Below are 26711 nucleotides of genomic sequence, written 5' to 3' on the forward strand. Positions count from 1 at the left end.
GCCTCGAGCGTGCCGATCGCGGAGCCCGGCGGGGAGGGTTCGGCGAAAATGTGGACAAGTCGGTCCGGCGAACGGAGAATTTCCGCCGCACCGGCGAAAACTGTGGATAACTCGGCTGCCGATGGTCGGTCAGTCGGCGAACCCCGGTTGCCACTGCTGCACGATCGAACGCAACGGCAGTTCCGCATCGAGCTGACACAGGATGCCGATCGCACCGGCCGTCACGCGGTGGATCATCAGCCAGTGCGGTGGCAGGTTCAGCGACCGCCCTGTACGGAAGTCCTGGCCGCGCAGATCGCCCATGCGCAGTGCCTGGTCCTGGGCCCATCGGCGGGAGAAATGGAACCTGTCTTCGGCGAGCGGGGCGACGATGGGATGGAGGTACGCATAGACGTCGTCGGGATCGATCTCGGTGTCGGGCCGCACGAACCCCTCGGCTCGCAGCGCGGCGTAGAGCTCCTCGGACCGTCCTTCGAGCGCGAGTCGCATGATCCTGCCCATGGCGGGCGGGGCGCCGTAGGGGAGGCGGGCGACGGCGCCGAAGTCGATGACGCACACCCGGCCGTCCTCGCGCAGCATGAAGTTGCCCGGGTGAGGGTCGGAATGCAACAGCTGGGCACGGGCCGGCGACGAGTAGTGGAACTCGGCCAGCAACCGGCCGGCCTCGTCCCGCTGCTCCCGGGTGCCGCTGCGGATGATCTCGGTGTAGGACGTGCCGGTGACCCATTCGCTGACGACCACTTTGGGAGAGCTCGCCACGACCCGCGGTACGAGGACCTGCTCGTCACCGGCGAAGGCCTTCGAGAAGGCCCGCTGATTGTCGGCCTCCCTCCGGTAGTCGAGCTCCTCGTCCATCCGGTCCGCCAGCTCGGCCAGCAGCGGCTTGACGTCGGTGCCCGGAACGAGGCTCTGGAACAGGCGGCTGAAGCGCTGCAGTTGGCGCAGATCGCCGCGCAAGGCGTCGTCGGCACCCGGGTACTGCACCTTGACGGCGACCTCCCTGCCGTCGTGCCAGACGCCGTGGTGCACCTGGCCGATGCTGGCCGCGGCAGTCGGCTCGTCGTCGAACTCGGCGAACCGCTGCCGCCAGGTCCGCCCCAGCTGTTCGGTCAACACCCGGTGGGTCTGTTTCGCGGGCATCGGAGGGGCGGCGGCCTGCAGCCGGGTGAGGGCGTCGCGGTACGGTTCGGCCAGCTCGTCCGGCACAGCGGCCTCGAACACGCTCAGCGCCTGGCCGAACTTCATGGCGCCACCCTTGAGCGTGCCCAGCACCTCGAACAGCTGCTCGGCGGCCTTCGCCGACAGTCCGGCGTTGACCTCGTCGGCGCTCTGGCCGGTGAGCCTGCGGCCCCAGCCCCCGACCGCACGGCCCGCCATGCCCAGCGGAAGGCTGGCCAGCCTGGCTGTGCGGGCGACGGTCCTGCGCGGCAACGCGGTGTCCGCGTCGCCGTGGTCCGTGCTCGGCGCGTCACCCACGGCGTCGACGGGCTCCGCCGCGTCCGGCGTAGTGGTCTCGTCGGAGCTGTCGTGGGCCTCGCGGTGTTCGGTCACGTCCGCGATTCTGCCTTGTCGATCAACGCCGTGGGGAACCGTTCGGCGTCCGCGCCCGGACAAGGCAGTTCGCAGCGCAGGTCAGGCCCAGCTCCCGCTCCGCCGGACGCGGCGGGCCGCGTGACTCCTACGGTGCGGCCCCGTCACGGCCCGCGCGGGTCGGCGACGGCGTCGGGGTGGGCGGCTCCGCCGACGCCGCGCCCCGCTGCCCGGCGGCACGGGCGGAGGCCTGCGTCACGGCCGCGGCTCCGCACGGGCACGACGGATGCGGAGCCGCATCGGACGTGGTGGTCGTTCCGGCGAACGCGTCGATCTCGATGGCGCCGTTCCAGGTCGGCGGCACCGACTCCTCCGGGTCGAGGATGCGCAGAATCTGCCCGCCCGCCAGCCCCGCCGTGGCCGTCACGCTGCACAGGTCCGTACGGGGAAGTCGCCCAGCCAGCTGGCTCGCCACCCGCGGCCACGACGGGTCGCGTGCCGTGTGCGCGAGGTCTGCGCAGCGCAGGCAGCTGCTCCGGCCCGGGTGGACCAGTGGGCCCACGATGCCGTTGCCGTCCCGGACCCGCACCAGCAGGTGCGGTTGCCGCTCCACCATCAGCTCGTTCACGATCTCGGGGGCGGGCACGACCGTGTCGGTCAACACGACCAGATCCGGGCGTTGCTTGCCCCGCACCTTGCCGGTCTTCGTCGCCGAGTTGGTCCGCTTGACCAGGTTCGTGATGGCCTGCCTGCGCGGGGTGCCGATGTCGCCGTCGACGAAGCCGGTGCCGAGGTCCTCCGGGCCGACACGCCCGTCGGCGTGGGCGTCGATGTGTCCGACGCCCGCCGTCGCGAGTGTGCGGGCCAGACCCGCGGCGAGCCTGCCGCCGCCCTGCAGCCGCACCGTGCTCTGCGCCCACCGTGCGGCGGCACTGCGGCGAGGCCGGGAACGCGTCAGGGTCCAGAGCGCGGGTTCGTCGGTGCGTACGGACCGCGCGTACGCCGGTGAGTCGGACTCTTCGATCAAGCCGCGTTCGGCGAGCCCCTCGAGCACGAGTCGCAGGTCGTCGGCCGCCTTCTCCGCCTCCTCGTCGGAGGTGCACTGGGAGCGGGCGAGCTGTACGAGCGTGCCCGTGCTGCGGCTCCCGTCGAGGCTCCGCACGAGATCCATCAGCATCGGTGACAGCGTGTCCAGGACCACCGCGTGTCGGCGCTCCAGGCCGATCTGCAGTTCCCCTTCGCCGCGTTCCAGGACGTCCAGTCCCGGGACGATCCGCGGCCGCTCCGGCAGGGAGCCGGTTTCGGTGAGTGTTCGAGTCATGTTCACAGGGTGGCGGGATCCGCGGTCGCCGTGGGACACCCGATCGGGGTTATCCACAGGTGAACGCGAATGTGGACAACTGTGGTGCTGTGATGTTCGAGCCATCCCGAATGTCGGCGGTGCGCTTTACCGTGTACGAGTGGCCGATGCACGGGTTCCCTCATTACGGAGTCAACGCGGGCGGGCGCAGAACACGGCGCAGAACTCACCGTCGCGCGACACCGAGCCGAAAGGCGGACAATCCCGACGTAACCGACGAAAAGACGGAAAGGGTGTGCAGCAGAGCCGACACCAAACGAGTCCGGACGACCAGCGTGGTCAGGACCGGCAGCCCAGTAGGCGCGGTCAGGGCGGCGAGCGCGGTCGGAGCGGGCGACGTGACCAGGACGATCAGGACGGCCGGCCGCCGGTGACGGAGGAGAAGGTCGAGGTCAGGCGTAGTGCGCGGCGCCGCCGTACCGTCACGGCTTACCGGGACGGCGATACGACGGTGGTGCTCATCCCGGCGACGATGACCAAGGCCGAGGAGCGGCACTGGATCGCCGAGATGCAGAAGAAGCTGCGGCGCACCGAGAACAAGAGGGCCTCGCCGGCACGTGCATCCGACGAGGCGTTGTTGTTGCGGTGCACCGAGCTGTCGGCGCGTTATCTCGACGGCGCGGCCCAGCCCGCGAGCGTGCGCTGGGTCCCGCCGATGCGTACGCGCTGGGCATCGTGCACGCCGATGAACCGCACGATCCGGGTCAGCGAGCGGCTGCGTGAGGTGCCGTCCTGGGTGCTCGATTACGTCCTGGTGCACGAGCTCGCCCATCTGCGGGTCGCCGACCACAACGACGAATTCTGGGCGCTGGTGCACCGCTATCCGAAGGCCGAGCGGGCCATCGGATATCTCGAGGGCCTGTCCGCGGCGGCGCATCTCGGCATCAGCGGAGATGCCGACGACACCGCTCCGGACCCCGACGACGAAGAGTGACGAACGCACACCGCCCGCGCCGGGGGCCTGCGGGGCAGGAACGACCCGGCGCGGGCGGTGCGCCGAAGGAGAGGGTCAGCCGTTCCCGTCGGAGGAGCGGCCCGAACCGTTCCCGCCGTCGGAACCGTCCCCGTGGACGTTGTCGCTGCCCGAGCCGCTCCCGTCGGAATCACCGTCGCGCGAACCGGAATCCTCGCCGGTCGTCCCATCGGTGGCGGAATCCTCGGAACCGCCGTTCTCGACATCCTGGGTACCGGTATCGGCCGATGTGCCGCTGCCGGAGCCGGACGCGGCCGCTTCGGCCTCCGCGCGCTCGGTCTTCTCCAGCTCGGCGATCGGGTCGACGTCCGCACCGATGACGGTGCCGCCGAGCCGGTCCGCGAAATCGGTCGGCTCGTCGAGGTCGTCGGCCGTGGGCATGAGGTCGGGGTGCGACCAGAGGTGGTCCCGCTGTTCGGTGCCATGGCGGTCGCCGACCATCTGCCACAGCGTCGCCGCGGCACGCATCCGCCGGGGCCGGAGTTCCAGCCCGACGAGCGTGGCGAACGTCTGCTCGGCGGGCCCGCCGCTGGCACGCCGCCTGCGCAGCGTTTCGCGCAGCGCATCCGCACCCGGCAGGCGGTTGCCGACGGCATCGGCGACCACGACGTCGACCCAGCCCTCGACGAGGGCGAGCAGGGTCTCCAGGCGGGTCAGTGCCGCCTTCTGTTCCGGAGTTGTCTGCGGCTCGAACAGCCCGGACGACATGGCCTGTTCGATGCTCTGCGGATTGGTCGGGTCGATCTGCCCCGCCAGCTGCTCAAGGCCGGACACGTCCACGGAGATGCCACGGGCGAACTCCTCGACGGTCGCCAGCAGCCGCTGCCGCAGCCACGGCACGTGTGCGAACAACCGCTGGTGGGCCGCCTCGCGCGCCGCGAGGAACACGAGCACCTCGCTGGCGGGGCGCTCGAGCCCCTCGGTGAACTTCTCGACGTTGGCAGGCAGCAGCGCGGACGTGGCCTCCGGGCCCAGGGGCAGGCCGACGTCGGAGGATGTCAGTACCTCGGAGCCAAGGTCCGCGAGCGCGTTGCCGAGCTGCGAGCCGAACGCCATGCCGCCCATCTGGCCGAGCATCGACAGCAGCGGTCCCGCCGCCTGTTTCGCCTCGGCGGGGAGCGCCTCGGTCCAGGCCGACGACACCTGTTCGGCGACCGGGTCGCACAGCCGCTGCCACGTGGGCAGCGTCTGCTCGAGCCAGTCCTTCGCGGTCCAGGCGACGGTCTGGGTCGCGCCCGCGGGCAGGATCGTGGCCTCGTCGAGCCACAGCTCGGCCAGGTGGGAGGCATCGCGCACCGCGGTGTCGCCCTGCTGTGCGTCACTGCTCGCCGACGCGAATCCCATCCCGGGCTTCGCGTCCCCGTCCTCGGAGGTCGACGCGAGGCGCTGCAGCGCGATCTGCTTGGCCAGGTCGTAGTTCACCGGGCCGGACGAGCTGCCTGCCTGGCTGAACATCTGGCCGAGCTGGCTGAGCATCTGCCCCAGCTGCTGGAACGGGTCGCCACCCTGACCGCCGGAGCCGGACGAGTTGTTGCCAGAGCCGGACGAGCTGTTGTCGGGGTCGGGCAGACCGAAGCCGAACCCGAAGGGTGGGTTGCTCATGCCCTCCACCGTACGCGGCCCGAGGGCGCCGCGACCCGCCGATCGGCATGGTGAATCGGACCTTCGCTCTGAGCTGACAACGGCCGCCGTACGCTGTGCCCGTGAGCGAGTCCGGCGACATGAAATCCGCGTCAGGAGCCACGGGGCGCGACACGGCCGACGAGCGCGCGGCGGCATCGCGCGTCGGGGACGACGACTCCGGGACGGAGCGGCGACCGCGTCGGCGTCCCACCCGGCGCACCTGGACCATCGTGTTCAGCGCCGTTCTCGTGGTCGCGTTCGTGCTGGTCGGGTCGTTCGTCAAGGTGCCGTACGTGGCGCTGGGGCCGGGGCCGACCTACGACACGCTCGGCGACGTCGACGGCGATCACGTCGTGGCGATCGACGGCGAGCGCAGCTACGACACCGAGGGTCAGCTGCGGATGACGACCGTGTCGCTCAACGACGACGTCACCCTCTTCGGTGCGCTGGGCCTGTGGATCAGCGGCCGGTACGCCGTCGCTCCGCGGGAGGAGTACTTCCGCCCCGGCCAGACGGACGAGGAGGTGCGCAAGGAGAACGTCGCGCAGTTCCGCAGTTCGCAGAGCAACGCCGAGGTCGCGGCGCTGCGCTCGCTGGGATATCCGGTGAAGGTCGTCGCGGACCAGGTCGTGGCCGACAGTCCGGCCTCGCGCGTGCTCGAACCCGGCGACCAACTGGTGTCGGTGAACGGCAAGCGCGTCGCCGGACGGCGGGACGTGACGGCCGCACTCGAGAACACCCGCCCCGGACAACAGATCGACCTGACCTACCAGCGCGGGGAACAGCAGCCCCGCACGGTGCAGATCGACCTGGCGCGGCACCCGGAAGGCGGACAGCAGGGCTTCATCGGCGTACAGCCCGCGGACCGGGCGGACGTGCCGTTCACGGTGGACATCTCACTCGAGGACGTGGGCGGTCCTTCGGCGGGGGCGATGTTCGCGCTGGCGATCGTCGAACGCATGGAGCAGGAGAATCTCGTCGACGGCCGCCATGTGGCCGGCACCGGCGAGATCGATTCGCAGGGCAACGTCGGCGCGATCGGCGGGATCTCGTTCAAGGTCGTCGCCGCCAAGGAGGACGGCGCGACGACGTTCCTGGTGCCGGAGCGCAACTGCGCCGAAGCGGTGTCGGCCGCTCCGGACGGTCTCCAACTCGTCCGGATCGGCACGCTCGACGACGCGATCAGCGCGCTGCGCAACCTCAAGGCAGGCAAACCCGTTCCCACCTGCGAAGGCTGATCCCGCCCCGACCGAGCCGACCACCCCGGCCGGCTCGTGACCGGTGCGGTCCTGTCAGGGGAGAGCGGTCAGGGGAGCAGTGTCGCGCGCAGGGCGTCGACCAGGTTCGGAGCGAGCTCCGGGTGCTCGACGATCTCCTCGCCCGGTTCGGAGTCGTCCTCGCCCTGCGGGTGGACGCCGCGCAGGCGCATGACGCACGCGGCGGGGCCGTCGCGAAGCACGGCGGCCACCAGCCTGGCCTCGGTGCGCCGCGGATGACCGGCGGCGGCCTGCTTGAGACGTTCGACGTCGGTGGCCGAGACGCCCGTCGAGTCGTCGACGTCGGGCAGCTCGTCCTCGACGTCCGGCGGGAGCACGATGATCTCCTGGGCGAGTGCGCAGCCCCGGACGAGATCCGGCCAGGCGATCGTGGCGAGCGCCTCGGCGAGGTCGTCGTTCGGCAGTGAGTCCTGGGCGACCGGGGTGAGCTCGGCGTCCGGGTCGAGGGAGTCGGCCAGTTCGGGCTGCTGGGCGAGCAGCTCGGCGGTGGGGACGAGCGCGAACAGCTGCGGGGGCTGTTGCCATCCGCCCTCGGCGACGAACTCCTCGACCTCGCGCGCGATGGCGCCCACCGTCGTCGCGGCCGACGCGGCCTCGGAGTCCACCAGGTCTTCGAGGAACCAGGCGTCGTCGCCGAGGTCGTTGCCGATCCCGGCCGCCTCCGGGTTCTCCGACTCCGCTGTCCCCGAATCCGCTGTCCCCGAACTCGGGATTTCCGAAGTCTCCGCGGTCCCTGCGGACTCCGAGGAACCCGGTCCGCCTTCCTCGGCCGAGGGGCCGCGCGCGCCTTCACTGTCGGTCATGGTGACCATCGTGGCAGCACCTCGCGATCACCCGGTTTAGGGGCATTCCGGGAACTCGGGCGCTGGTCCGTAGAGTTAGACATACAGGGAGCCCGTCACCCGAGCCCCCTGGACCACGCCAGTTACGACCTCAGGAGTGTGCGCTGTGGCCACTCGGCCCCCCGTCGGCCTCCCCAAGTTGTCCAAGCGGGCCCGGATCCTGCTGACAATCGCGGCCGTCCTCGTCCTGCTCTTGCTGCTCGGTGCGCGGTTCTTGAACGCGTACGTCGACTGGCTGTGGTTCGGCGAGGTGGATGCGCGCGGCGTGTTCACCACCGTGTTGCTGACACGGTTGATCTTGTTCGTCGCCACCGGGCTGCTGGTGGGCGGCGCACTCGCGATCAGCCTGTGGATCGCCTACCGCACGCGACCGGTGTTCGTGCCGGTCAGCGGCGAGGACGACCCGCTGGCGCGGTACCGCTCGATCATCGCGAGCAGGGTGAAGCTCTTCGGTATCGGCATTCCGGTGCTTGCCGGGCTCGTGGCGGGCGTGTCCGGTCAGAGCAACTGGGAGACCGTTCAGATGTTCCTGAACGGTGGCGAGTTCGGCCGGAACGATCCGCAGTTCGGCAACGACATCGGGTTCTACGTCTTCGACCTGCCGTTCCTCGGCTGGGTTCTGGGCTGGCTGTTCGTCGCCACCGTCGTGGCGTTCATCGGCGGGCTGCTCGCGCACTACCTGTTCGGCGGCATCCGCCTCGCGGGCCGGGGCGGTTCGGTCGCGGCGCCGGCGCGGGTGCACCTGCTGATCCTGGTGGGCCTGTTCGTACTGCTCAAGGCGGTCGAGTACTTCCTCGACCGCTACAACCTGCTGCTGTCGGACCGCAACGACCTGTTCACCGGTGCCACCTACACCGACCTGAACGCGGTGCTGCCGGCCAAGCTGATCCTGCTGTGCATCTGCGTGTTCTGCGCGATCGCGTTCTTCGTCGGCGCGTTCCTGCGCAACATCCAGCTGCCGGCGATCGCGCTGGTGCTGTTGCTGCTGTCCGGGCTGATCGTCGGCGTGGCGTGGCCCGCGATCCTCGAGCAGTTCTCCGTGCGCCCGAACGCCAACGAGCGTGAGGCCCAGTCGATCCAGCGCAACATGGAGGCGACGCGGTACGCCTACGGCATCAACGACGTCAAGTACGACAACTACACCGGCCAATCGGACGTCGACGCCAGCAAGATCCGCAACGACAAGGGCACCATCCCGAACATCCGGCTGCTCGACCCGAACGTGCTGTCCCCGACGTTCACCCAGCGTGTCGGCCGGGAGAACTTCTACGGCTTCCCCGAGAAGCTCGACATCGACCGCTACACCGTCGACGGCGAGGAGCAGGCCTACCTCGTCGCCGCCAAGGAGATGAACACCGAGGGTCTGGCCGCGAACCAGCAGACCTGGATCAACCGCCACCTCGTCTACACGCACGGCAACGGCTTCGTCGCCGCGCCCGCCAACCAGATCGACCGCGCCCTCGAAGGCGCCGACAGCGACGGCGGCTACCCGATCGCGGGCACCAGCGACACGCAGAACCCGACGGGTGCGGGCATGCGGGTCAAGCAGCCGCGCATCTACTTCGGCGAGCTCGCCACGGACTACGCCATCGTCGGCGGGCCGGAGGACTCTGCGCCCGGTGAGTACGACACGGCGCAGGACCGCACCTACCTGTACGACGGCAAGGGCGGCGTGGCGATCGACAACTGGTTCAACCGGGCCGTCTTCGCCATGCAGTACGGGGAGCGCAACATCCTGTTCTCCGGAGCCATCGGCGAAGGCTCCAAGATCATGTACAACCGGGACCCGCGCGACCGGGTCGAGAAGATCGCGCCGTGGCTCACCGCCGACGGCGACCCGTACCCCGCGGTGATCGACGGCCGGGTCAAGTGGGTGGTCGACGGCTACACGACGCTCGACAACTTCCCGTACTCGCAGCGCACCTCGCTGGGCGAGGCGACCTCCGACTCGTTGTCCGGTGTCGCGCAGCAGCGGGACAGCGAGATCAACTACGTCCGTAACTCGGTGAAGGCCACGGTCGACGCGTTCGACGGCACCGTGGACCTCTACCAGATGGACAAGCAGGACCCGGTGCTGAAGGCCTGGATGAAGACCTTCCCCGGCGTCGTGAAACCGCAGTCGCAGATCTCCGACGAACTGCGACAGCACTTCCGGTACCCGGAGGACATCTTCAAGCTCCAGCGCGAGCTGATCACGCAGTACCACGTGGAGAACGCCCAGGAGTTCTACGCGACCCAGACGTTCTGGAACGTGCCGCAGGACCCGACGACGGAAGGCGGGCTCGACCCGAACTCCGACGCGGCCAAACAGCCCGCGTACTACACGTACTCCCAGTCGCCGTGGCAGGACGAGCCGCACTTCCAGCTGACGAGTGCGCTCACCCAGCTGCGACGGCAGTACCTCGCCGCCTGGATGTCGGTCTCGTCCGACCCCGGCAGTTACGGGAACATCCGCGTGCTGCGGCTGCCGACCTCCGGTGAGCAGCAGATCGAAGGCCCGGTCCAGGTGCAGAACGCGTTCCAGTCGCACCCGGAGTTCACCCAGGACCGCACCCTGCTGGGCAACCAGAGCGTCGACCTGATCTACGGCAACCTGCTCACCCTGCCGGTCGCGGAAGGGTTCCTGTACGTCGAACCCATCTACGTCCAGCAGCGCAACTCGCAGAGCTACCCCCAGCTGGCCCGTGTCATCGTGTCGTTCGGCGGCAGGATCGGCTTCGCCGCCACCCTCAACGAGGCACTCGACGACGTCTTCGGCGAAGGCAGCGGCGACGCCGCCACCGGACCCGATTCGGGTGACACGCCCGGCCAGGGCGACTCCGGCAACAACGGAGACAACCAGCAGGGCGGCAACCAGGACGGCGGCGACTCCGGCGGCCAGGACGGCGGCAACCAGGACGGCGGCGGTAACAGCGGCGAGATGAACCAGGCCGTCCAGGACATCCAGGCCGCGCTCGAGAAGCTCCGCACGGCCCAGAACGAGGGCGACTTCCAGAAGCAGGGTCAGGCGCTGTCCGAACTGGATGAAGCCACCCGCCGCTACGAGGAGCTCCAGAACTCAGGAGGGTGATGGGAGTTGAACGGGCCGCGCGATGGACGATTGCCGGTTTGGACTCGGCGAATGGGCTTTCATCGTGCCGCAGGTATCCCTCGTAGAGGTCGGGACTAGGAAAGGGTGTGGAGTTCTTCGGGCCGACTCCCCAGGGACGCAGTCCTGCCAGAGTCAATGAGCACGGTCTGTCGCTGGTAATCGCTCTCGCGCACGGGCAAGAGCTGATGCGCCGTCCCTGCTACTGCCACGCTGGCGGCTTTGCGCGCCCAGGCCGCCAGGTACCTCTGCCCTCGACCTACGTGACCCGGGGCGATTACGCCTACTTGTCTCGTGCGATCCGGGATTATCTGCGCCCGGCGCATTCGCGCCGTCATTCCGCAACCGCGCGATCAGCAGCGACTCGGGAAGCGAACCGGGTTCGACGTGGGCAGCGACCAAGGCCGTAGAGTCGCCAAGCGCCGGTTCGCGCGAGCCAAGCAACGGCGTGGTGTTCCGTGCAGCCCTTGTCCTCAACGCGGCCATCAGCTGCGATCAATGTTTATGAGACGTACCTAGCGGAGGCATGGGAACGTATTTCAACACCTACCTTGCCGTAGTACTCCAACTGGGTGTCAAGGCGGAACTGTATCGATTCACCTCTTGACTAGTGCAATCATTGACAATGTACTGTCGATCTATGTCAACCGTTATCGTTGATTTATTCCGCTGATGTGGGGCGGTAAAAATTGGGGGCATTATGATCGAACGTGGGCGTCAGATCTTGTCGGTCCTTCTAGTTTCCTTTGTTTCTGTGATTTCTTTATTTGCTGGTGCTCTGGCCGCTTCAGCTGTACCAGCAAGTGAGGGTCCGGGGCTTTCGAAGGTGGCGAATGCATCGCCGTCTAACCTTGTCGGAAACCGAGCGATTGAGCGTCAAGAGTACGAAACATCAGCTTCGGCACCTTGTACTATTGCTGGCTACACTACGCATGCACGCTTGAGAATGAGTGAGCGAGGAATCAGCGAAGCAGAAGTGCGCACCACGGTTAATATGTGGTGTCGAAGCGCTGATAGGCAGGCCAACGGAAACTGGCGATATGAAGGTGATGAGGTTACCGTAATCATGAATACAAGGTCTATTGTCGTTACAGTTTACCATACGTAGGCTGCCTTGTTGGAAGGGTGGCGACTGGGGCTGCACCATCGGCTCGATGCGACTTCCCTAGTTGTCACTCTTCGTAACAAGGCCACTTTGGTCTTGGTTTCCCTTTGGGATTCGTGGCGACAGTATTTGTCAGTTGTAAGCTAATCCTGGTGTATGATCTGGCATGTTGGTTTAGATTAGTTTGGTAGATGAAGTCACTATGGAATCATTTTGGCCTGTTGTAGAAGTTGACCAGGAGGCAAATTCGGCCTACATTTCAATGTCCGATCCAGGCTCTCGTGGTAAGAGATCTTTGCCTGTGCGTGACGATTTGGGCGACGTGGTCGCAGTCCTTGACTTCGATAACGAAGGAGCTCTTGTTGGGGTTGAGCTACTTGATGCTGCACGACAGGTCCCAAACTCTTTGCGCAGCCGTGTAACGTACATACAGTGACACCCCAACCGGTTGATTTAATCGAAGCATGTCGACGCTCGGGCGCCGTCAACGCGACCTCCTCGGGGCATTTGCGCGTCAGGCTCCAGGTCGACAAAGGCCGTTTCTGGCGTAGGGAATTAGATTCTAGTCTCTTTTGCGACGGCTGCGGCTGCGGCTGCGGCGAAATGCTCGACCCTCGGATTGTAAGCTCGGCCAGCCCCGCGGAAGGGCGCCGTCCGGCGCTGAGTTGACTTTCTGGCCTATGGTCAGCGGCGGGACATCCGCCAGGAAGCCCTTGGGCCGGCACGGCCGGGCAACGGTGCGGCATTGGCGGGCGGGACGTTTGAGTGCCCTGTGACCCACGAGGAAGAGGTAGGCTTCCGGGGGCCCATGTTTAGCCGATCTATGTCGGCATGTAAGGTGGGTGCCACAACGACGCGGGGTGGAGCAGTTCGGTAGCTCGCTGGGCTCATAACCCAGAGGTCGCAGGTTCAAATCCTGTCCCCGCTACAGAGATCGAGAAACCCCTGCCTACGGAGTGCGTAGGCAGGGGTTTCTCGTTGTTGCTGTCTGTTTCGCTGTTGTTGTGGGGGTGCAGCCCCCACGCCCCAGCTCGGTGTCCTGTTCGATAGTGCGGCGTTCGACCGTGCGGCGGTTCCCGGGTGGCTGTCGGGGACGTGGAGCAGGGCGTGGGCCGGTTCGGACGCCCACCGGGCGGCGGGAGCGATTACCGGCCGTGTGACGAAGCCGTGGCCCGAGAACGGGCATCCGGAACGCCGGTCCGGCTGCCGTAACCGCACCGTGGCGCACGCGGCCACCAGTGGGTCGAAGGAGGCACGGGGAAGAAATGCCCAGCGCACGCTGCCGACAGCGGGACGTGGCACGCAACCCTACCCCCGTGCGGAGACGATCATGGCGACCTGTAGAGTTGTCCTCACACAACGACGCGGGGTGGAGCAGTTCGGTAGCTCGCTGGGCTCATAACCCAGAGGTCGCAGGTTCAAATCCTGTCCCCGCTACAGAGATCGAGAAACCCCTGTCTACGGAGTGCGTAGGCAGGGGTTTCTCGTTGCTTGTCGGTGTTCGCCGGCGATGGGCTCGGCTCGCGGGTTATCGGTTCCTTCGAAAGGGAACGGAAAGACTGCGCGAAGTCTCGGCGCCGTGCTCGGCAGGCTCACACGAGTGGCCGAATCGGAAAAGGCACGCCCTGTGCGGCGTTCACCAGCAGATCGATACACAACGCGTTCGAGTCGCTACGCAATGTGCCAGTACGGACGGTGAAGAGTTACGGCCGTGTGGGTGGCGTTTCCTCGTGGACCGGGTAGAGATAGGAGGAGCACGGGACACCCGGATGCGACGCGGTGTCACCGGATGAACACGATCCGCCATCTCGGGGATCGTGGATTGCGCCGTACGCCCCGTTTCCCGGCGGGTTTCATCTGGTGCTTGTGGACTGTCAGTAGCTCCATTGTGGACCTGTATCAGGGCCACAGTGGACAGAAAGCGGCGGACGTGGCACTGTGGGGGCGTGTCCGATTTGAACGCAACAGCCGCAGCACTGCTTGGCCTGCTTCACGACGGCCCCGCGACCGGTGGCGAACTGGTCGCCGGAGCCGAGGAACGCTTCGGGGCGTTCTTCAGCGTCACGCGTAGCCAGGTCTACCGCGAACTCCCCGCGCTGAACGAAGCCGGTTACGTCCGTCTGGGCAAGCAGGGCCCGCGCTCCAGTCAGCAGTACGTGATCACCGCGGCGGGCAAGAAGGCCTTCAAGGCCTGGGTCGCCGCCGACTCCGCACCCGACCACCTGCGGTCGCCGCTCATCCTGCGCCTGGTGCACGCCAGGGTGCTCACGGCCAAACAGCGGCAGAACCTCTTCGACACCGCCAAGGCCGTCTACACCGAGCAGGCCGACGTCGCCAAGGCCGCGTCCAAGGCCGCAGAGGACCCCGTGACCAAGGCCGTCGCCGACTTCGATCTGGCGCACGCCAAGGCCGCACTCAAGCTCCTCGACACGGTCGTGGCGAACTGATCACCCGGCGTCGCGCGGCCGCCTCAAGCGGCCGCGCGATTCGGGCGTAACCTTGTCATTCGTGAGTGCTGAGTTCGAAGACGTCGTCAAGGGCCTCGATGGCAAACTGACGCAGGTCGAGTCCGTGATGGATATCGACGCGCTGCGCCAGGAGGTCGCCTCCCTCGAGGAGGAGGCGGCCCGCCCGGACCTGTGGGACGACCCCGCGGCCGCGCAGAAGGTGACCAGCCAGCTGTCGTACAAGCAGGCCGACCTGCGACGCGTCGGCGAACTGCGGCAGCGCCTCGACGACCTCGGTGTGCTCCACGAGCTCGCCCAGGCCGAGGGCGACCCCGCCAGCAAGAGCGAAGCCGAGGCCGAACTCGCGTCGCTCACCGAGGCGATCGACACGCTCGAAGTGCGCACGCTGCTGTCCGGCGAGTACGACCCGCGCAACGCCGTGGTCAACATCCGTGCCGAGGCAGGTGGCGTCGACGCCGCCGACTTCGCCGAGATGCTCATGCGCATGTACCTGCGGTGGGCCGAGCGGCACAACTACGCGACCGAGGTCTACGACATCTCCTACGCCGAGGAGGCGGGCATCAAGTCCGCCACGTTCAAGGTCGGCGCCTCGTACGCCTACGGCACGCTGTCGGTCGAGCAGGGCACTCACCGGCTCGTCCGCATCTCGCCGTTCGACAACCAGAGCCGCCGCCAGACGTCGTTCGCCCACGTCGAGGTGCTGCCCGAGGTCGAAGAGGTCGACCACGTCGAGATCGCCGAGAAGGACCTGCGCATCGACGTCTACCGCTCGTCCGGCCCCGGCGGGCAGAGCGTGAACACGACCGACTCGGCCGTGCGCATCACGCACCAGCCCACCGGCATCGTCGTGTCCTGCCAGAACGAGAAGTCGCAGCTGCAGAACAAGGTCGCCGCGATGAAGGTCCTGCAGGCCAAGCTGCTCCAGCGCAAGAAGGAGGAGGAGCAGGCCGAGATGGACGCGCTCAAGGACGGCGGCTCCAGCTGGGGCAACCAGATGCGCTCGTACGTGCTGCACCCGTACCAGATGGTCAAGGACCTGCGCACCGAACACGAGTCCGGCAACCCGACTGCCGTGCTCGAGGGCGAGATCGACGCGTTCCTCGACGCCGGCATCCGGTGGCGTAAGCAACAGGAGACCGACGCCGCCTAGCCTCGACCAGGGCGCGCCGCGCCCGCGGGCCCGTCCGCTACGGCTCTCGAAGCCCGGGCAACCAGGCCTTAACGGAGTACACGGGTAGGATGCCCAATCGTGATCCAGCTCGAATCCGTATCCAAGGCCTACAAGACCTCGACGCGTCCGGCACTGGACGACGTCACGGTCGACGTGGACAAGGGTGAGTTCGTCTTCCTCATCGGCCCGTCCGGGTCGGGGAAGTCGACGTTCCTGCGCCTGCTGTTGCGTGAGGAAGTGCCCAGCAAGGGCCGGGTGTCGGTGTCGAACTTCGACGTCGCCAAGATGCCCCGGCGCAAGGTCCCCCGCTTGCGCCAGACCATCGGTTGCGTCTTCCAGGACTTCCGTCTGCTGAACAACAAGACGGTGTCCGAGAACGTCGCGTTCGCCCTCGAGGTCATCGGCAAGCCGAAGCACACCATCACCAAGGTCGTTCCCGAGGTGCTGGAGCTGGTCGGCCTCGACGGCAAGGCCGATCGCATGCCGCACGAGCTCTCCGGTGGTGAGCAGCAGCGGGTCGCGATGGCGCGGGCGTTCGTCAACCGGCCGCTCGTGCTGCTCGCCGACGAGCCGACGGGCAACCTCGACCCCGACACCAGCCAGGACATCATGTTGCTGCTGGAGCGGATCAACCGCACCGGCACAACCGTCCTGATGGCCACGCACGACCACTCGATCGTCGACTCCATGCGCCGCCGCGTCGTGGAACTGGACCACGGCAAGGTCATCCGCGATGACCGGCGAGGCGTGTACGGCGTCGGTCGCTGATCCCCCGCAGCGACCCGTCCGCCGAGGCGTCTCGGTCCGTTCGCCACGCCGAGTGGATGCCGCCGGTCCGGCCACCGGATACTCCCCGCCCCGTACCCGACCCCCGACCCCAAGGAACCGTGCCCTAGATGCGCGCCAGCTTCGTCTTCAGCGAGGTCGTCACCGGCTTGCGCCGGAACGTCACGATGACCATCGCCATGATCCTGACCACCGCGATCTCACTCGGGATGTTCGGCGGTGGTCTGCTGCTCGTCCGCACGATCGACAAGATGCAGGCCAGCTACCTCGACGACGTCGAGGTCACGGTCTACCTCACGCAGGACATCAGTGCGAACGACCAGAACTGCACGGCCGAGCCCTGCTCGTCGATCCGCACGTCGCTCGAGAACAACCAGGCCGTCGAATCCGTCGTGTTCGAGGACCGCGACGAGGCCTACGAACGCTTCCAGCGGATCTTCGAGGGCCAGCCCGAGCTGGTCGAGCTCGCCCGCCCCGAATCGCTGCCCGCCTCCCTGCACGTCAAGCTGTTCGACCCCGAACGCAGCGAAGTGATCGTGCAGGAGTTCAGCAACCAGCCGGGTGTGGCGAACGTCGACGACCAGAACAAGTTCCTCGATCGCTTCTTCGACCTGCTGAACTCGGGTCGCGACGGCACGTTCATCGTGGCGGCGATCGCGGCGCTGGCCGCGGTGCTGCTGATCGCGAACACCATTCAAGTGTCGGCGTACACACGGCGCACCGAGGTCGGCATCATGCGGCTCGTCGGCGCCACACGCTGGTACACACAGCTACCGTTCCTGCTGGAAGCGGTGGTCGCAGGCGTCATCGGCGCGGTCCTCGGCGTCGCCGGCCTGGTCGGTGTCAAGTACATCGCGCTGGACCAGATCTTCGAAGCGACCGGCGGGGCCATTCCGAACATCGAGATCATCGACATCCTGTTCCCCGTCGCGCCCGTGCTACTCGGTGTGTCGATCCTGATCTCCGCCATCACCGGTTACGTCACCCTGCGCGCATACGTCCGCACGTAGCGAATGTGACAGTCGAGGCCCTTCGCCGGGGTTCCCGTGGCGGCGGTGCCGGCAGGCGGGCGGTCGCAGCGGCGACTCGCCCGGTGGCGGCCTGCGCAATAGTCGTTGGGAGTCCCCGGTCGAGGGCGGATAGAGTCGAGTCATGGTCAAGGAAGTCGGACGCAAGGTGATCGCGTCGAACCGTCGTGCCCGCCACGACTATTCGATCCTCGACACCTACGAGGCCGGTATCGCCCTTGCCGGCACGGAGGTGAAGAGCCTCCGTGCCGGCAAGGCGTCGCTGAGCGAGGCGTTCGCAACCGTCGACGACGGCGAGGTCTTCCTGCGCAACGTGCACATTCCGGAGTACGCCCAGGGCACGTGGACCAACCACATGCCGCGGCGCACCCGGAAACTGCTGCTGCACCGCAGGGAGATCCAGAAGCTGATCGGGAAGACGAAGGAGAGCGGCGTGAGCCTCGTGCCGCTGTCGCTCTACTTCAAGGACGGCAAGGTCAAGGTCGAGCTCGCGCTCGCGCGAGGCAAGAAGGCGCACGACAAGCGGCAGGACATCGCCAAACGGGACGCACAGCGCGAGATCTCCAAGGCGATGGGCCGGGCGATCAAGGGCAAGCACAAGCAACAGCGTGCGGGACGCCGTTGACCGGCCCCGCAGCCGACGACGACGTCGCAGCCTGGGCTCGGGGGCTCGGGCTGGACGGTCTCGTCGACATCCACGTCCATTTCCTGCCCGAGCGTGTGCTCGCGAAGGTGTGGGCGTACTTCGACGGCGCGGAGCAGCACTACGGCATGCCGTGGCCGGTGCACTACCGGCTGCCGGAAGGCGAGCGGCTCGCGGCGCTGCGGGCGATAGGGGTGCGGACGTTCGCACCGCTGGTGTATCCGCACAAGCCGGGCATGGCCGAGTGGCTGAACGGCTGGGCCCGCGAGTTCGCCGACCGGGAACCGGACGCTGTGCCGACGGCGACGTTCTTCCCCGAACCCGAGGCGGCGCGCTACGTCGAGGAGGCGCTGCGCTCGGGGGTGCGGTGCGTCAAGGTCCACGTGCAGGTCGGGGCGTTCGACCCGCGCGACGAGCACCTCGACGCGGTGTGGGGCATGCTCGCCGACGCCGGAGTTCCCGCCGTGGTGCACTGCGGGCACGGGCCGCTGCGGGGCGAGCACACCGGCCTCGACGTCTTCGCACGCGTGCTGGAACGGCATCCCGGGCTGGTCGCCGTGCTGGCGCACGCGGGCATGCCCGAGTACGACGCGGCGTTCGAGCTGGTACGACGGTTCCCGCGGGTGCATCTGGACACGACGATGGTGGGCGTGCCGTTCACGGAGAGTTTCATGCCCGTGCCCGACGACTGGCCCGCCCGGCTGGCCGGTATTGCGGACCGCGTGGTCCTCGGCACCGATTTCCCGAACATTCCCTACGACTACGCCACGCAGCTGCGTGCGATCGCGCAGTGGGCCGAGTCCGACGACCGGCTGGGGGAGCCGTTCCTCCGCGCGGTCCTTCACGACACCCCGGCCAAGCTGCTCGACGTGTGATCCGCCGGCGGCGTCCCCGGAGGGGCCGGCCGGTCGGGGAGCGCGTCCGCCCGGGAGGGGGACGGCTCGTCGGACGTGGCACGACGGCTCAGCGCGAATGCGCCGACCACGAGCGCAGCCCACAGTTCGGGGCCGTCGCCGAAGCCGCGGGCCGCGAGGCCGAGCAGACCGGTCGCACCGAGCAGCGCGGCGGTGACGAGCTGTGCCATCGGAGGTGCCGTCGGTGATCGCCCGGATACTGCTGCCGGGGTTGCCGCTGCTTGGGATGCCGCTGTCCGGGACGTCGGCTTCTGGGTTGTCGGCGCCCGGGTTGTCGGTGCGGCGGTTGTCGCTGCGGGGGAGGTCGCGGTGGGGGAGGTCGCGGTGGAGGTTCCTGTCTGCCTGGGCTCCGGAGTCCGGGGGAGTGCGGTCTCGAACCTGCCGGCGATCCGCACCAGCACGGTCAGCACTGCGGCGGACGCGGTGAGCCACGCCGGCAGCATCACGAGCCAGTCGGGCGTGCCGGGTTCCGGCGTCGTGTAGCCGAGGCCCACGACCGTCACACCCGCGACGACGATCAGGGCGGGCATGTGCCAGAGGTAGATGCTCATGAAGCGCGGGCCCGCCCAGGACAGTGCCGCGGCGACGGGGCGCCGTGCGGCGAAGCGGGTCAGCTGCGGGCGTGCGGCCAGCACCAGCCCGACCTGTCCGACGGCGAGGCCGATGAGGGCCACGTTCGGCGGGCTCATGTTCGACACGGGAGCGCCGGGCATGCCGATCATGCTCGCCGCGTAGGGCCCGAACGCCACGAGCAGTGCCGTCGCCCCGAACCCGGCAGCGGACAGGGCGAGTGAGCGCAGCGGTGACAGTCGCGCGAGCGGGCCGTCGGCGTAGTGGAAACCCAGTTGAGCCGCCGCCAGCCACACGAACGCCGCGTTGGCGTACCCGGCCAGCGGGACGTCGCCGAACCGTGCGATGTCGACGGCGGCCGCGGCGAGCGCCAGTGCGGGCACCACCGCGAACCCGAACCGGTGGTGCGCGGCCGCCATCAGGGGAGTGGCCACGACCGTCAGCAGGTACACGGCAAGGAACCACAACAGCTGTGCGGCGATCGCCCCCGCGACGGCGACGGGCTGGTCCGGCACGCCGAGGTCGCTCAGCACCGTGGGCACCACGAGCCACACGGCCAGCAGTGGCAGGACCGGCAGCAGCAGCCTGCGCAGCCGGCCTGCGAGCCACCCTCGGGTCGCAGCTGCCCGACGGGCTCGGGAATGAGCGTCGGCCCGGCAATGAGCGTCGGCGCGGAACTGCGCGTCGGCCCGGGAATGGGCACGGCGCAGCGAGATGAGGTTCGCGGCGCCCCCTGCGAAGAACACGAGTGGCATGACCTGCGACAGCCAGGTCACGACCCACCAGCCGGGTGTCGCAAGGGCGTTGCCGGTGGTGAGCGTGCCGCCGGAGTAGCCGAGCACCGGCATCGCCCAGTGCTGCGTGACGACGCCGACGACGGCGAGGGTGCGGATGAGGTCGAGGAAGCGGTCCCTGGTGTGCGGGGCGCCGGAAAGGCTCGTCGTCATGGCTTTCAGCCTGGTCAGTGAGCCGCTCCGGCACAGCGGTGCGAGCCGCCGTCTTGCGCTACCGGTTTTCGCAGGTCTGTGGTGGGGCCAGCCCCACCGCGGACCAGACACCGCACAGCACCCGCGCCGGACGGCACCGTGCCCCCAGGGGCACTTTGGTTGCATTCAGCGCCACCAAAGTGCCCCTGGGGGCAGGCTGTGCCTCCCTAGTGTTCAGCGTTCGAGGTAGGTCAGCACGGCGCGGACGCGGCGGTGCTCCTCGACGCTGCTGTCCAGGCCGAGCTTGGCGAAGATGTTGCCGATGTGCTTCTCGACCGCGCCGTGCGAGACCACCATGCGCGCGGCGATCGCGGAGTTGGACAGGCCCTGTGCCATCAGTTCGAGCACGTCGCCTTCGCGGCCGGTCAACGAGTCGAGGGGATTGTTGCGGCCGCGCGCCATGACCTGCGAGATCACCTCGGGGTCGATCGCGGTGCCACCTGCGGCGACGCGGCGTACGGCTTCGAGGAAGTCGGTGACGTCGGAGACGCGTTCCTTCAGTAGATAGCCGACCCCGCCCGCACCGCCGGACAGCAGTTCGATCGCGTAGGTCTCCTCGACGTACTGCGACAGCACGAGCACCGGAAGACCTGGCGTGATCTCCCGTGCCCGCAGCGCGGCCCGCAGGCCCTCGTCGGTGAACGTGGGCGGCATGCGCACGTCGACGATCGCCAGGTCGGGTTCGTGTTCGGAGATCGAGGCCAGCAGCTCCTCGCCGGAGCCGACCGCGGCCACCGTCTCGATGTCGTCGTCGGCCAGTAGCCGCTGCACACCGGCGCGCAGCAGTACGGCGTCCTCGGCGATGACCACGCGCACGTCCAGACCCCCAGAGAGTTCGTTCACCAGCTGCACGGAAGTTCGGCGCGAACGACCGTCGGGCCACCGGCCGGGCTGACGACCGACACGGTGCCGTCGATGGTGGCGGCGCGGTCGGCGAGCCCGGCGAGCCCGCCGCCGGGGCGGATCTCCGCACCCCCGCGGCCGTCGTCGGTGACCTCGACGATCACCGTATCGCCGTCGCGGCGGACGTCGACGCGAATGTCGGAGGCGTCGGCGTACTTGGCCGCATTGGTGAGTGTTTCGCCGACGACGAAGTACGTCGTGCTCTCCACCGCGGCGGGAGGGCGCTGGTCGATGTCGACCGACACCGAGACCGGCACCGGCGACTTCGCCGCGAGCGCCGACAACGCCGCGTCGAGTCCGCGGTCGCCGAGTACCGCCGGGTAGATGCCCCGTGCCAGATCGCGCAGTTCGGACACGGCGAGTTTCGCGTCGGTGTGGGCCTCGGCGAGGAGTCTCTGCAGTTCTGCCGTGTCGGGTTCGGTGCCGCCGACCTTGGCTTTGGCGCGGCCGACCGTCATGGCCACCGACACGAGCCGCTGCTGCGCGCCGTCGTGCAGGTCGCGTTCGATGCGCCTGCGTTCGTTCTCCGCGGCATCGACCCCGCGTGCCCGCGACGCCTGCAACCGCGTCGCCTTCGCTTCGAGCCGTTCCGCCCGCGGCGGGCCGAGGAGCGCGAGGGCGAGTTTGCCGTGCAGCCAGCCCGCGCCGGGGGCGACCGTCAGCGCCAGCGGCACGATGATCGCCGACACGATGCCGAGCACGAACTCGACGATGGCGAGCGGTGTCGTGATCAGCAGGTAGGCGAGGTCACGCCACGTCGTGGCGTCCGTCAGCTGCGCGAACCAGTTCCGGACGAGTCCGTCGGCGCGGTTACGGATCGCATCGGCGAGCGGCGTGCGCAGCCATCGGCGCAGTGAGCGGCGTTCGAAGTCGGCGAAGCGGTGCGTCAGCGTTGTCGCCAGCATCAGCAGCGGAATGCCGACCCAGACGATGGTCGTCGCGATCCCGGCCACCAACAGCACCAGGAGCACGGCGAACTCGACGATGCGTACCGGCAGTGTCAGCAACTGGTACGCGATCGTCCGCCATGTGCCCGGCCACGGCTGGTCCTCGTGCATCATCGGTTCCCCTCCACCCGGCGTGCTCATCCTGCCACCGGGGGCGCTGTCGCGGTGTCCGTCGTCGTGGCGGCGCCGCCGCCGGTGACGGAGGCGGAGCCCTCGGCCTCGCGGATCCGCCGTGCCGTCGGCCCCAGCAGGGTCCGCGCCAGCAGTGCGTGGGCCGCACCGAGCCTGCGCGTGACGAGCACCGACACGCACGCCAGCAGCACGCCCAGCGCCATCCACGGCAGCGCCGTCGGCACCGAGTCCACCGTGATCCAGCGCAGGTCGTGCGCCGGGAACGCGTACAGCCCGTCGGGCAGGAAGCGGTAGTACACCGGCAGCGTGATCATCGCCAGCGACACCGACCAGAACACGACGACCAGCGTGAACTCGATGATGCCCACCGGGAGCAGCAGGATCAGGTAGACCGCGTCGCGCCACGTCTGCGCGTCGCGGGCGCGGGCCAGCCACCGTTGCCGCACCGGGCCGTGCGGCAACGGGCGGTACGGCCGCGGCACCGCGGTGGCCAGCATGCCGCGCACGCGCGTCCGTTCGAGGTCGGCCAGGCCGCGGGTGCCCGCGAGCAGCAACATCAGCACGGGGATGCCCACCCACACGAGTGCCGTCGGTACGCCCACGCTCGCCGTCGTCACCACGAACACGAATCCGACGATCCCCAGTGGGAGGCTGAGCAGCAGAAACGGCAGCGCACCGCCCAGCCGGGGAAGCTGCGTCCGCTCCATGGCCGGCCTCTCTTCCTGTCCGCGGTGAGGGGTGTCCTCCTGACGACCTCAGTCTCGCCGGGCAGGAGACGTGGCCGCCATGCAGCACACGGGCCGAAACCCGGTAGGGACAACCCCACCGCCGGCGCGGCACCGGCCGGGGAATTATCGGCTTGCCACGGGCGTTATGCTGGGCGGAAGCGAGTGATCCACACTGATCCCGTCAAGGGGGTGAACGGTTTCGACTCTGGACGTTGATCCAGCGGGAAGCGTGCCGGTGCAGGCAACGACCACCGAAAGCGTCGTCGCAACTAAATATAAGCGCCAAGACTAATAGTCAGCGCGACTTCGCCCTCGCCGCCTGAGCGAGTGCGAGTCTGTCGGCCCGGGTAAGCCTTCGACCCGGTTTGCCGGCATCAGCTAGAAGGCTCACCTCCGGCCCCGGCCACGGGGACCGGTAGGGAAACCAACAGTGGCTGGGCCCGTCACACCGGCTAGTTCGCGTGACCGGTGGGGCCGAGTAGAGACACAGCGAACTGCGCACGGAGAAGCCCTGGAGAGGCGGCAGAGGACCCGGGTTCGATTCCCGGCACCTCCACTCGCTCGAAGGCGCATCCCGCTCCGCGGGATGCGCCTTCGCTGTGTCACGGCTACTCCGTCGAGGACATGGTCTCCGGTAGCCACAGCACGATCTCCGGCAACGCGATCAGCAGTGCGGCCACGGCGACGACCGCGAGCACGAACGGCAAGGCACCCCAGAAGACCTCCGCCGCGGGGCGGCGTGCCGTGCGGGCGACCACGAAGACGTTCAGCCCCAGCGGCGGACTCACGAGCCCGATCTCGGCGAGCAGCACGATCAGCACGCCGAACCAGACGGGGTCGTAGCCGAGTTCGGTGACCAACGGCAGCACCACGGGAACGGTGAGTGCCAGGATCGCGATCTGGTCGAGGAAGAACCCGAGGACCACGTAGCACAGGAACAGGATGATCATGACGACGATCGGCGCGACGTCGAGCGAGGCCACCCAGCTCACCACCGTCGGCGTCACCCGTGTCGAGGTGATGAAGTAGCCGAGGATGTGGGCACCGAGAATGATCATCAGGATCATCACACTGGAACTGATGGTCTCGGTGACGGCGTGTTTGATCGTGGCCCAGTTCGCTCGTTTCCTGGCGGCCAGCAGTGCGAAACCGCCCACCGCACCCAACGCGGCAGCTTCGGTCGGCGTCGCGACTCCGAAGTAGACGGTTCCGGTGACGAGCGCGAACAGCAGCAGGACCGGGCCCGCCGACCGAAGGCTGCGCAGCTTGTCGGCCCAGGCGTGCCGCTGGCCAGCAGGTGCGGACGACGGATTGATCTTGATGAGCACGACCAACGTCGCGACGAGCGCGAGCGTGACCAGCGCGCCGGGCAGGAAGCCCGCGACGAGAACCTGTCCGACGCTCTCCTCCGCGATGACCGCGTAGAACACCAGGATGATGCTGGGCGGTACGAGCGCGGCCAGCGTGCCGACGACGGCGACGAGGCCGGTGGAGATCCTGGGGCTGTAGCCCGAGTCGATCATCTTCGTGGTGGAGGTGTGTGCGAGCGTCGCCGCGGCGGCGGTGCTCGAGCCGGAGACCGCAGCGAACATCGCCCCCGCGCCGGTCGCCGCGATGCCCGCTCCACCACGGACCCGGCCGACCCACACCTGCGTGGCGCGGAAGAGGTCGTCCATGACACCGCTGGCCACGACGAACTGTGCCATGAGGATGAACAACGGGATCGGCGACAGCGAGTACGACGACACCGCGGCGGCGGGCGCCGACTGCAGCACGCCCAGCACGTCGGTGAGTCCGCCGTGGATGAACAGCCCGAACACGCCCGCTATGGCGATGGCGAAGCCGACCGGAACCCTGATGAGCAGCAGGGCCAGCATCACCACGATCACGATGAGCACGGACATCAGGCGTTCCCCTCCGTCTCGTCCCCGGCGCCGTGCCGGTGTCCGGCGAACACGTCCCAGAGCAGCCGCACGGTCAGCAGCGCGGCCCCGATCGGCACGAGCACGTGCCATGTCCACGTCGGAATGCTGAGCTCGGCGCCACCGGGCGGCGGGATGTCGTGGGCACGCCAGGCGTGGCCGGTCGACAGCATCCCGGCCCAGAGCAACAACACGGAGAACGCGAGCATCAGCACGCGCGCCACCAGCGTCATCGCGATCCGCACTTTCGCGGGGCACCGCTGGTAGACGGCGTCGATCGTGACGTGCGCACCTGCCCGCACCGTGTAGGCCAGCGCGAGGAAGAAGAAGCCGGGCAGCAGGTAGTCCTGGATGAAGCTGAAGCTCCAGCCCAGCGGTGCTCCGACGAAGTAGCGCATGCCGGTCTCGAACACCATCAGCAGCGTCATCGCGATCAGCACGGAGCCCGCCAGGACGAGCCCTGCGCGTTCGATCGCCGAAACGGCGCGGAGCACGACAGGTGCGCGCCGTGCCGCGCCGGACGGCGATCCGGTCCGGGTATCCGTGTCAGTCGTCATGGGTGTCCCGTTCCACTCGGCGGAGCTCGTCCTTGAGTGCGCGCAGCGCGGCCTCGCCCGACCGGTCGATCTCGGCCATGTCGGCCGCCCATTGCCGGTGGATCGGCGCGGTCGCCTTGTCCCAGGCATCCCGGCCGGAGCCGGAGATGCGATGCAGTTTCACGCCGGCGTCGCGCATCGTCTGCCTGCCCTCGGCATTGCCCTCCTGCAACGCGGTGCACAGGCTTCGGGTGGCCTGTTGGCCCGCGCGCCGGAGCACGTCGCGCAGATCCGGCGGTAGCTCGCCCCACACCCTGTCGCTGATGCTGTAGGTCATGGTGAAGCTGCCCAGCCGGGCGCCCACCGTGGCGTGGCTGGTGACCTCCTCGAGGTGATATGGCTCGGCGCTGACAGGGCCGAGCACGGTCCCGTCGACCGTGCCGCGTGAGATCGCTTCGTACATGTCGGTGGCAGGCATGCCGACCGGTGCTGCACCGAACCCCTCGACCGCGCGGTCTATCGTGCCGCCCGACGAACGCAGTTGCAGGCCGCGCAGATCGGAGGGAACCCGCACGGTGCGGGAACCGGTGAGTACCTCGTAGTCGGGGATCATGCCGACCACGAGGGGGCGCAGGCCCTTGGGCTCGAAATCCTCGCGGTAGAGCAGCCCGCCCTCGGACATCAGGTGTGACACCGCTAGCGAACCGGTGCACGAGTCCTCGACGAGTCCGGGCAGGTCGGCGACACCGGAGAGTGGCAGCTCCGCGGGAACGTATGCGGGTGCGACCGAGGCCAGATCCACGACACCCGACCGGATCAGCGACGGGAGGTCGGCCGCATCGCCCATCTGCTCGGCGGGGAAGTAGTCGAACCGGATCCTGCCGCCGGAGAGCTCGGACGCCTTGTCCATGAGCACGCTGGCGCCCGCGTCGGCGAACGGATGGCCGTCCGGGTAGGAGTCGGCGACCGTCAGCGTGTAGACGCCGCCCGACTCGATGTTCGGGGCCGGCGGGGCACAAGCGCTTGCAAGGACCAGTAGCCCGAGCGATGCCGCCAGTTTCCGGACACACCGGCGAGGTGATTGCCGCATTGCATCACCGTTTCTAAATACGAATGGCTATGCTGATATGCCACCGTATGGAGTGATGTGGCGCACTGTCAACGGCAATCGATCGGGAA

General features: G+C 68.3%; 21 protein-coding genes, 2 tRNA genes and 1 other RNA gene. 13 read left to right on the top strand and 11 right to left on the bottom strand.

What is annotated here, in order from left to right:
• Positions 1 to 129 precede the first annotated feature (129 nt).
• Both LY12_RS00125 and LY12_RS00130 read right to left on the bottom strand, forming a co-directional pair.
• On the bottom strand, positions 130 to 1476 hold the full coding sequence (locus LY12_RS00125; protein WP_372493470.1) for an ABC1 kinase family protein: 1347 nt from the start codon (positions 1474 to 1476) through the stop codon (positions 130 to 132).
• A 202-nt stretch (positions 1477 to 1678) separates the two neighbouring features.
• Positions 1679 to 2851, bottom strand: coding sequence for a ThiF family adenylyltransferase (locus LY12_RS00130; RefSeq protein WP_253852494.1), 1173 nt, complete (start codon positions 2849 to 2851; stop codon positions 1679 to 1681).
• Between the two features lie 409 nt (positions 2852 to 3260).
• Here LY12_RS00130 and LY12_RS00135 point away from each other — a divergent pair, with 409 nt between their 5' ends.
• Positions 3261 to 3824, top strand: a complete 564-nt coding sequence (locus LY12_RS00135) for a M48 metallopeptidase family protein (RefSeq protein ID WP_253852495.1) — start codon at positions 3261 to 3263, stop codon at positions 3822 to 3824.
• Between the two features lie 75 nt (positions 3825 to 3899).
• Here LY12_RS00135 and LY12_RS00140 read toward each other — a convergent pair whose 3' ends face one another.
• Entirely contained in the window at positions 3900 to 5465 is a 1566-nt protein-coding gene (locus LY12_RS00140) for a zinc-dependent metalloprotease (protein ID WP_253852496.1), read from the bottom strand.
• A 101-nt stretch (positions 5466 to 5566) separates the two neighbouring features.
• Here LY12_RS00140 and LY12_RS00145 point away from each other — a divergent pair, with 101 nt between their 5' ends.
• On the top strand, positions 5567 to 6724 hold the full coding sequence (locus LY12_RS00145; protein WP_253852497.1) for a YlbL family protein: 1158 nt from the start codon (positions 5567 to 5569) through the stop codon (positions 6722 to 6724).
• A gap of 68 nt (positions 6725 to 6792) precedes the next feature.
• Here the strand turns inward: LY12_RS00145 and LY12_RS00150 are convergent, their stop codons facing one another.
• Positions 6793 to 7371, bottom strand: coding sequence for a PPA1309 family protein (locus LY12_RS00150; protein WP_253854755.1), 579 nt, complete (start codon positions 7369 to 7371; stop codon positions 6793 to 6795).
• A 340-nt stretch (positions 7372 to 7711) separates the two neighbouring features.
• On the opposite strand from LY12_RS00150, the gene LY12_RS00155 reads away from it, so the two are divergent.
• The 10 genes from LY12_RS00155 (at position 7712) to LY12_RS00195 (ending at position 18769) form a co-directional block, all read left to right on the top strand.
• A complete protein-coding gene (locus tag LY12_RS00155) occupies positions 7712 to 10675 on the top strand; it encodes a UPF0182 family protein (protein ID WP_253852498.1) in 2964 nt (987 codons plus the stop codon).
• A gap of 1325 nt (positions 10676 to 12000) precedes the next feature.
• Positions 12001 to 12234, top strand: coding sequence for a DUF2283 domain-containing protein (locus LY12_RS26200; RefSeq protein WP_372493409.1), 234 nt, complete (start codon positions 12001 to 12003; stop codon positions 12232 to 12234).
• Positions 12235 to 12652: 418 nt separating this feature from the next.
• Positions 12653 to 12726, top strand: a tRNA-Met gene (locus LY12_RS00160).
• Between the two features lie 435 nt (positions 12727 to 13161).
• Positions 13162 to 13235: transfer RNA gene (locus LY12_RS00165), tRNA-Met, on the top strand.
• A 509-nt stretch (positions 13236 to 13744) separates the two neighbouring features.
• A complete protein-coding gene (locus LY12_RS00170; RefSeq protein ID WP_253852499.1) occupies positions 13745 to 14245 on the top strand; it encodes a PadR family transcriptional regulator in 501 nt (166 codons plus the stop codon).
• A gap of 61 nt (positions 14246 to 14306) precedes the next feature.
• The gene (gene prfB / locus LY12_RS00175; protein WP_253852500.1) at positions 14307 to 15416 is read left to right on the top strand and encodes a peptide chain release factor 2; all 1110 of its coding nucleotides are present in this window, start codon (positions 14307 to 14309) and stop codon (positions 15414 to 15416) included.
• A 99-nt stretch (positions 15417 to 15515) separates the two neighbouring features.
• The gene (ftsE, locus tag LY12_RS00180; protein ID WP_183779007.1) at positions 15516 to 16205 is read left to right on the top strand and encodes a cell division ATP-binding protein FtsE; all 690 of its coding nucleotides are present in this window, start codon (positions 15516 to 15518) and stop codon (positions 16203 to 16205) included.
• 128 nt (positions 16206 to 16333) lie between these two features.
• Complete coding sequence (gene ftsX, locus LY12_RS00185) at positions 16334 to 17233, top strand: permease-like cell division protein FtsX (protein ID WP_253852501.1); 900 nt, start codon at positions 16334 to 16336, stop codon at positions 17231 to 17233.
• 142 nt (positions 17234 to 17375) lie between these two features.
• The gene (smpB, locus tag LY12_RS00190; RefSeq protein WP_183659142.1) at positions 17376 to 17876 is read left to right on the top strand and encodes an SsrA-binding protein SmpB; all 501 of its coding nucleotides are present in this window, start codon (positions 17376 to 17378) and stop codon (positions 17874 to 17876) included.
• A complete protein-coding gene (locus tag LY12_RS00195) occupies positions 17873 to 18769 on the top strand; it encodes an amidohydrolase family protein (RefSeq protein ID WP_253852502.1) in 897 nt (298 codons plus the stop codon). Before smpB ends, LY12_RS00195 begins: the two co-directional genes overlap by 4 nt.
• Here the strand turns inward: LY12_RS00195 and LY12_RS00200 are convergent.
• The 4 genes from LY12_RS00200 to LY12_RS00215 form a co-directional block, all read right to left on the bottom strand.
• Positions 18736 to 20325, bottom strand: a complete 1590-nt coding sequence (locus tag LY12_RS00200) for an acyltransferase family protein (RefSeq protein WP_253852503.1) — start codon at positions 20323 to 20325, stop codon at positions 18736 to 18738. The genes LY12_RS00195 and LY12_RS00200 overlap by 34 nt on opposite strands.
• Before the next feature lie 213 nt (positions 20326 to 20538).
• The gene (locus tag LY12_RS00205; protein WP_253854758.1) at positions 20539 to 21180 is read right to left on the bottom strand and encodes a response regulator; all 642 of its coding nucleotides are present in this window, start codon (positions 21178 to 21180) and stop codon (positions 20539 to 20541) included.
• A gap of 23 nt (positions 21181 to 21203) precedes the next feature.
• Positions 21204 to 22325 carry a sensor histidine kinase gene (locus LY12_RS00210; RefSeq protein ID WP_372493471.1) on the bottom strand — a complete coding sequence of 374 codons (1122 nt, stop codon included), beginning with the start codon at positions 22323 to 22325 and terminating at the stop codon, positions 21204 to 21206.
• A 26-nt stretch (positions 22326 to 22351) separates the two neighbouring features.
• Complete coding sequence (locus LY12_RS00215) at positions 22352 to 23053, bottom strand: sensor domain-containing protein (protein ID WP_253852505.1); 702 nt, start codon at positions 23051 to 23053, stop codon at positions 22352 to 22354.
• Between the two features lie 206 nt (positions 23054 to 23259).
• Here LY12_RS00215 and ssrA point away from each other — a divergent pair.
• Positions 23260 to 23633, top strand: a transfer-messenger RNA (tmRNA) gene (ssrA, locus tag LY12_RS00220).
• 49 nt (positions 23634 to 23682) lie between these two features.
• Here the strand turns inward: ssrA and LY12_RS00225 are convergent.
• From LY12_RS00225 to LY12_RS00235, 3 genes are read right to left on the bottom strand one after another with little or no spacing between them, the layout of a single operon-like run.
• Entirely contained in the window at positions 23683 to 24978 is a 1296-nt protein-coding gene (locus tag LY12_RS00225; RefSeq protein WP_253852506.1) for a TRAP transporter large permease, read from the bottom strand.
• Entirely contained in the window at positions 24978 to 25553 is a 576-nt protein-coding gene (locus LY12_RS00230; protein WP_253852507.1) for a TRAP transporter small permease, read from the bottom strand. Before LY12_RS00230 ends, LY12_RS00225 begins: the two co-directional genes overlap by 1 nt.
• Positions 25543 to 26622: a TRAP transporter substrate-binding protein gene (locus LY12_RS00235; RefSeq protein ID WP_253852508.1), complete on the bottom strand. Its 1080-nt coding sequence runs from the start codon at positions 26620 to 26622 to the stop codon at positions 25543 to 25545. The genes LY12_RS00230 and LY12_RS00235 overlap by 11 nt, the downstream gene beginning before the upstream one ends.
• Positions 26623 to 26711 lie beyond the last annotated feature (89 nt).

The organism is Prauserella alba (assembly GCF_024171735.1).
GTDB lineage: Bacteria > Actinomycetota > Actinomycetes > Mycobacteriales > Pseudonocardiaceae > Prauserella > Prauserella alba.

Coding starts and splice junctions, on each gene's coding strand:
- LY12_RS00130 (WP_253852494.1), bottom strand. CDS start 2,851: ATGACTCGAACACTCACCGAAACCGGCTCCCTGCCGGAGCGGCCGCGG.
- LY12_RS00140 (WP_253852496.1), bottom strand. CDS start 5,465: ATGAGCAACCCACCCTTCGGGTTCGGCTTCGGTCTGCCCGACCCCGAC.
- LY12_RS26200 (WP_372493409.1), top strand. CDS start 12,001: ATGGAATCATTTTGGCCTGTTGTAGAAGTTGACCAGGAGGCAAATTCG.
- ftsX (WP_253852501.1), top strand. CDS start 16,334: ATGCGCGCCAGCTTCGTCTTCAGCGAGGTCGTCACCGGCTTGCGCCGG.
- smpB (WP_183659142.1), top strand. CDS start 17,376: ATGGTCAAGGAAGTCGGACGCAAGGTGATCGCGTCGAACCGTCGTGCC.
- LY12_RS00200 (WP_253852503.1), bottom strand. CDS start 20,325: ATGACGACGAGCCTTTCCGGCGCCCCGCACACCAGGGACCGCTTCCTC.
- LY12_RS00210 (WP_372493471.1), bottom strand. CDS start 22,325: ATGCACGAGGACCAGCCGTGGCCGGGCACATGGCGGACGATCGCGTAC.
- LY12_RS00215 (WP_253852505.1), bottom strand. CDS start 23,053: ATGGAGCGGACGCAGCTTCCCCGGCTGGGCGGTGCGCTGCCGTTTCTG.
- LY12_RS00225 (WP_253852506.1), bottom strand. CDS start 24,978: ATGTCCGTGCTCATCGTGATCGTGGTGATGCTGGCCCTGCTGCTCATC.
- LY12_RS00230 (WP_253852507.1), bottom strand. CDS start 25,553: ATGACGACTGACACGGATACCCGGACCGGATCGCCGTCCGGCGCGGCA.
- LY12_RS00235 (WP_253852508.1), bottom strand. CDS start 26,622: ATGCGGCAATCACCTCGCCGGTGTGTCCGGAAACTGGCGGCATCGCTC.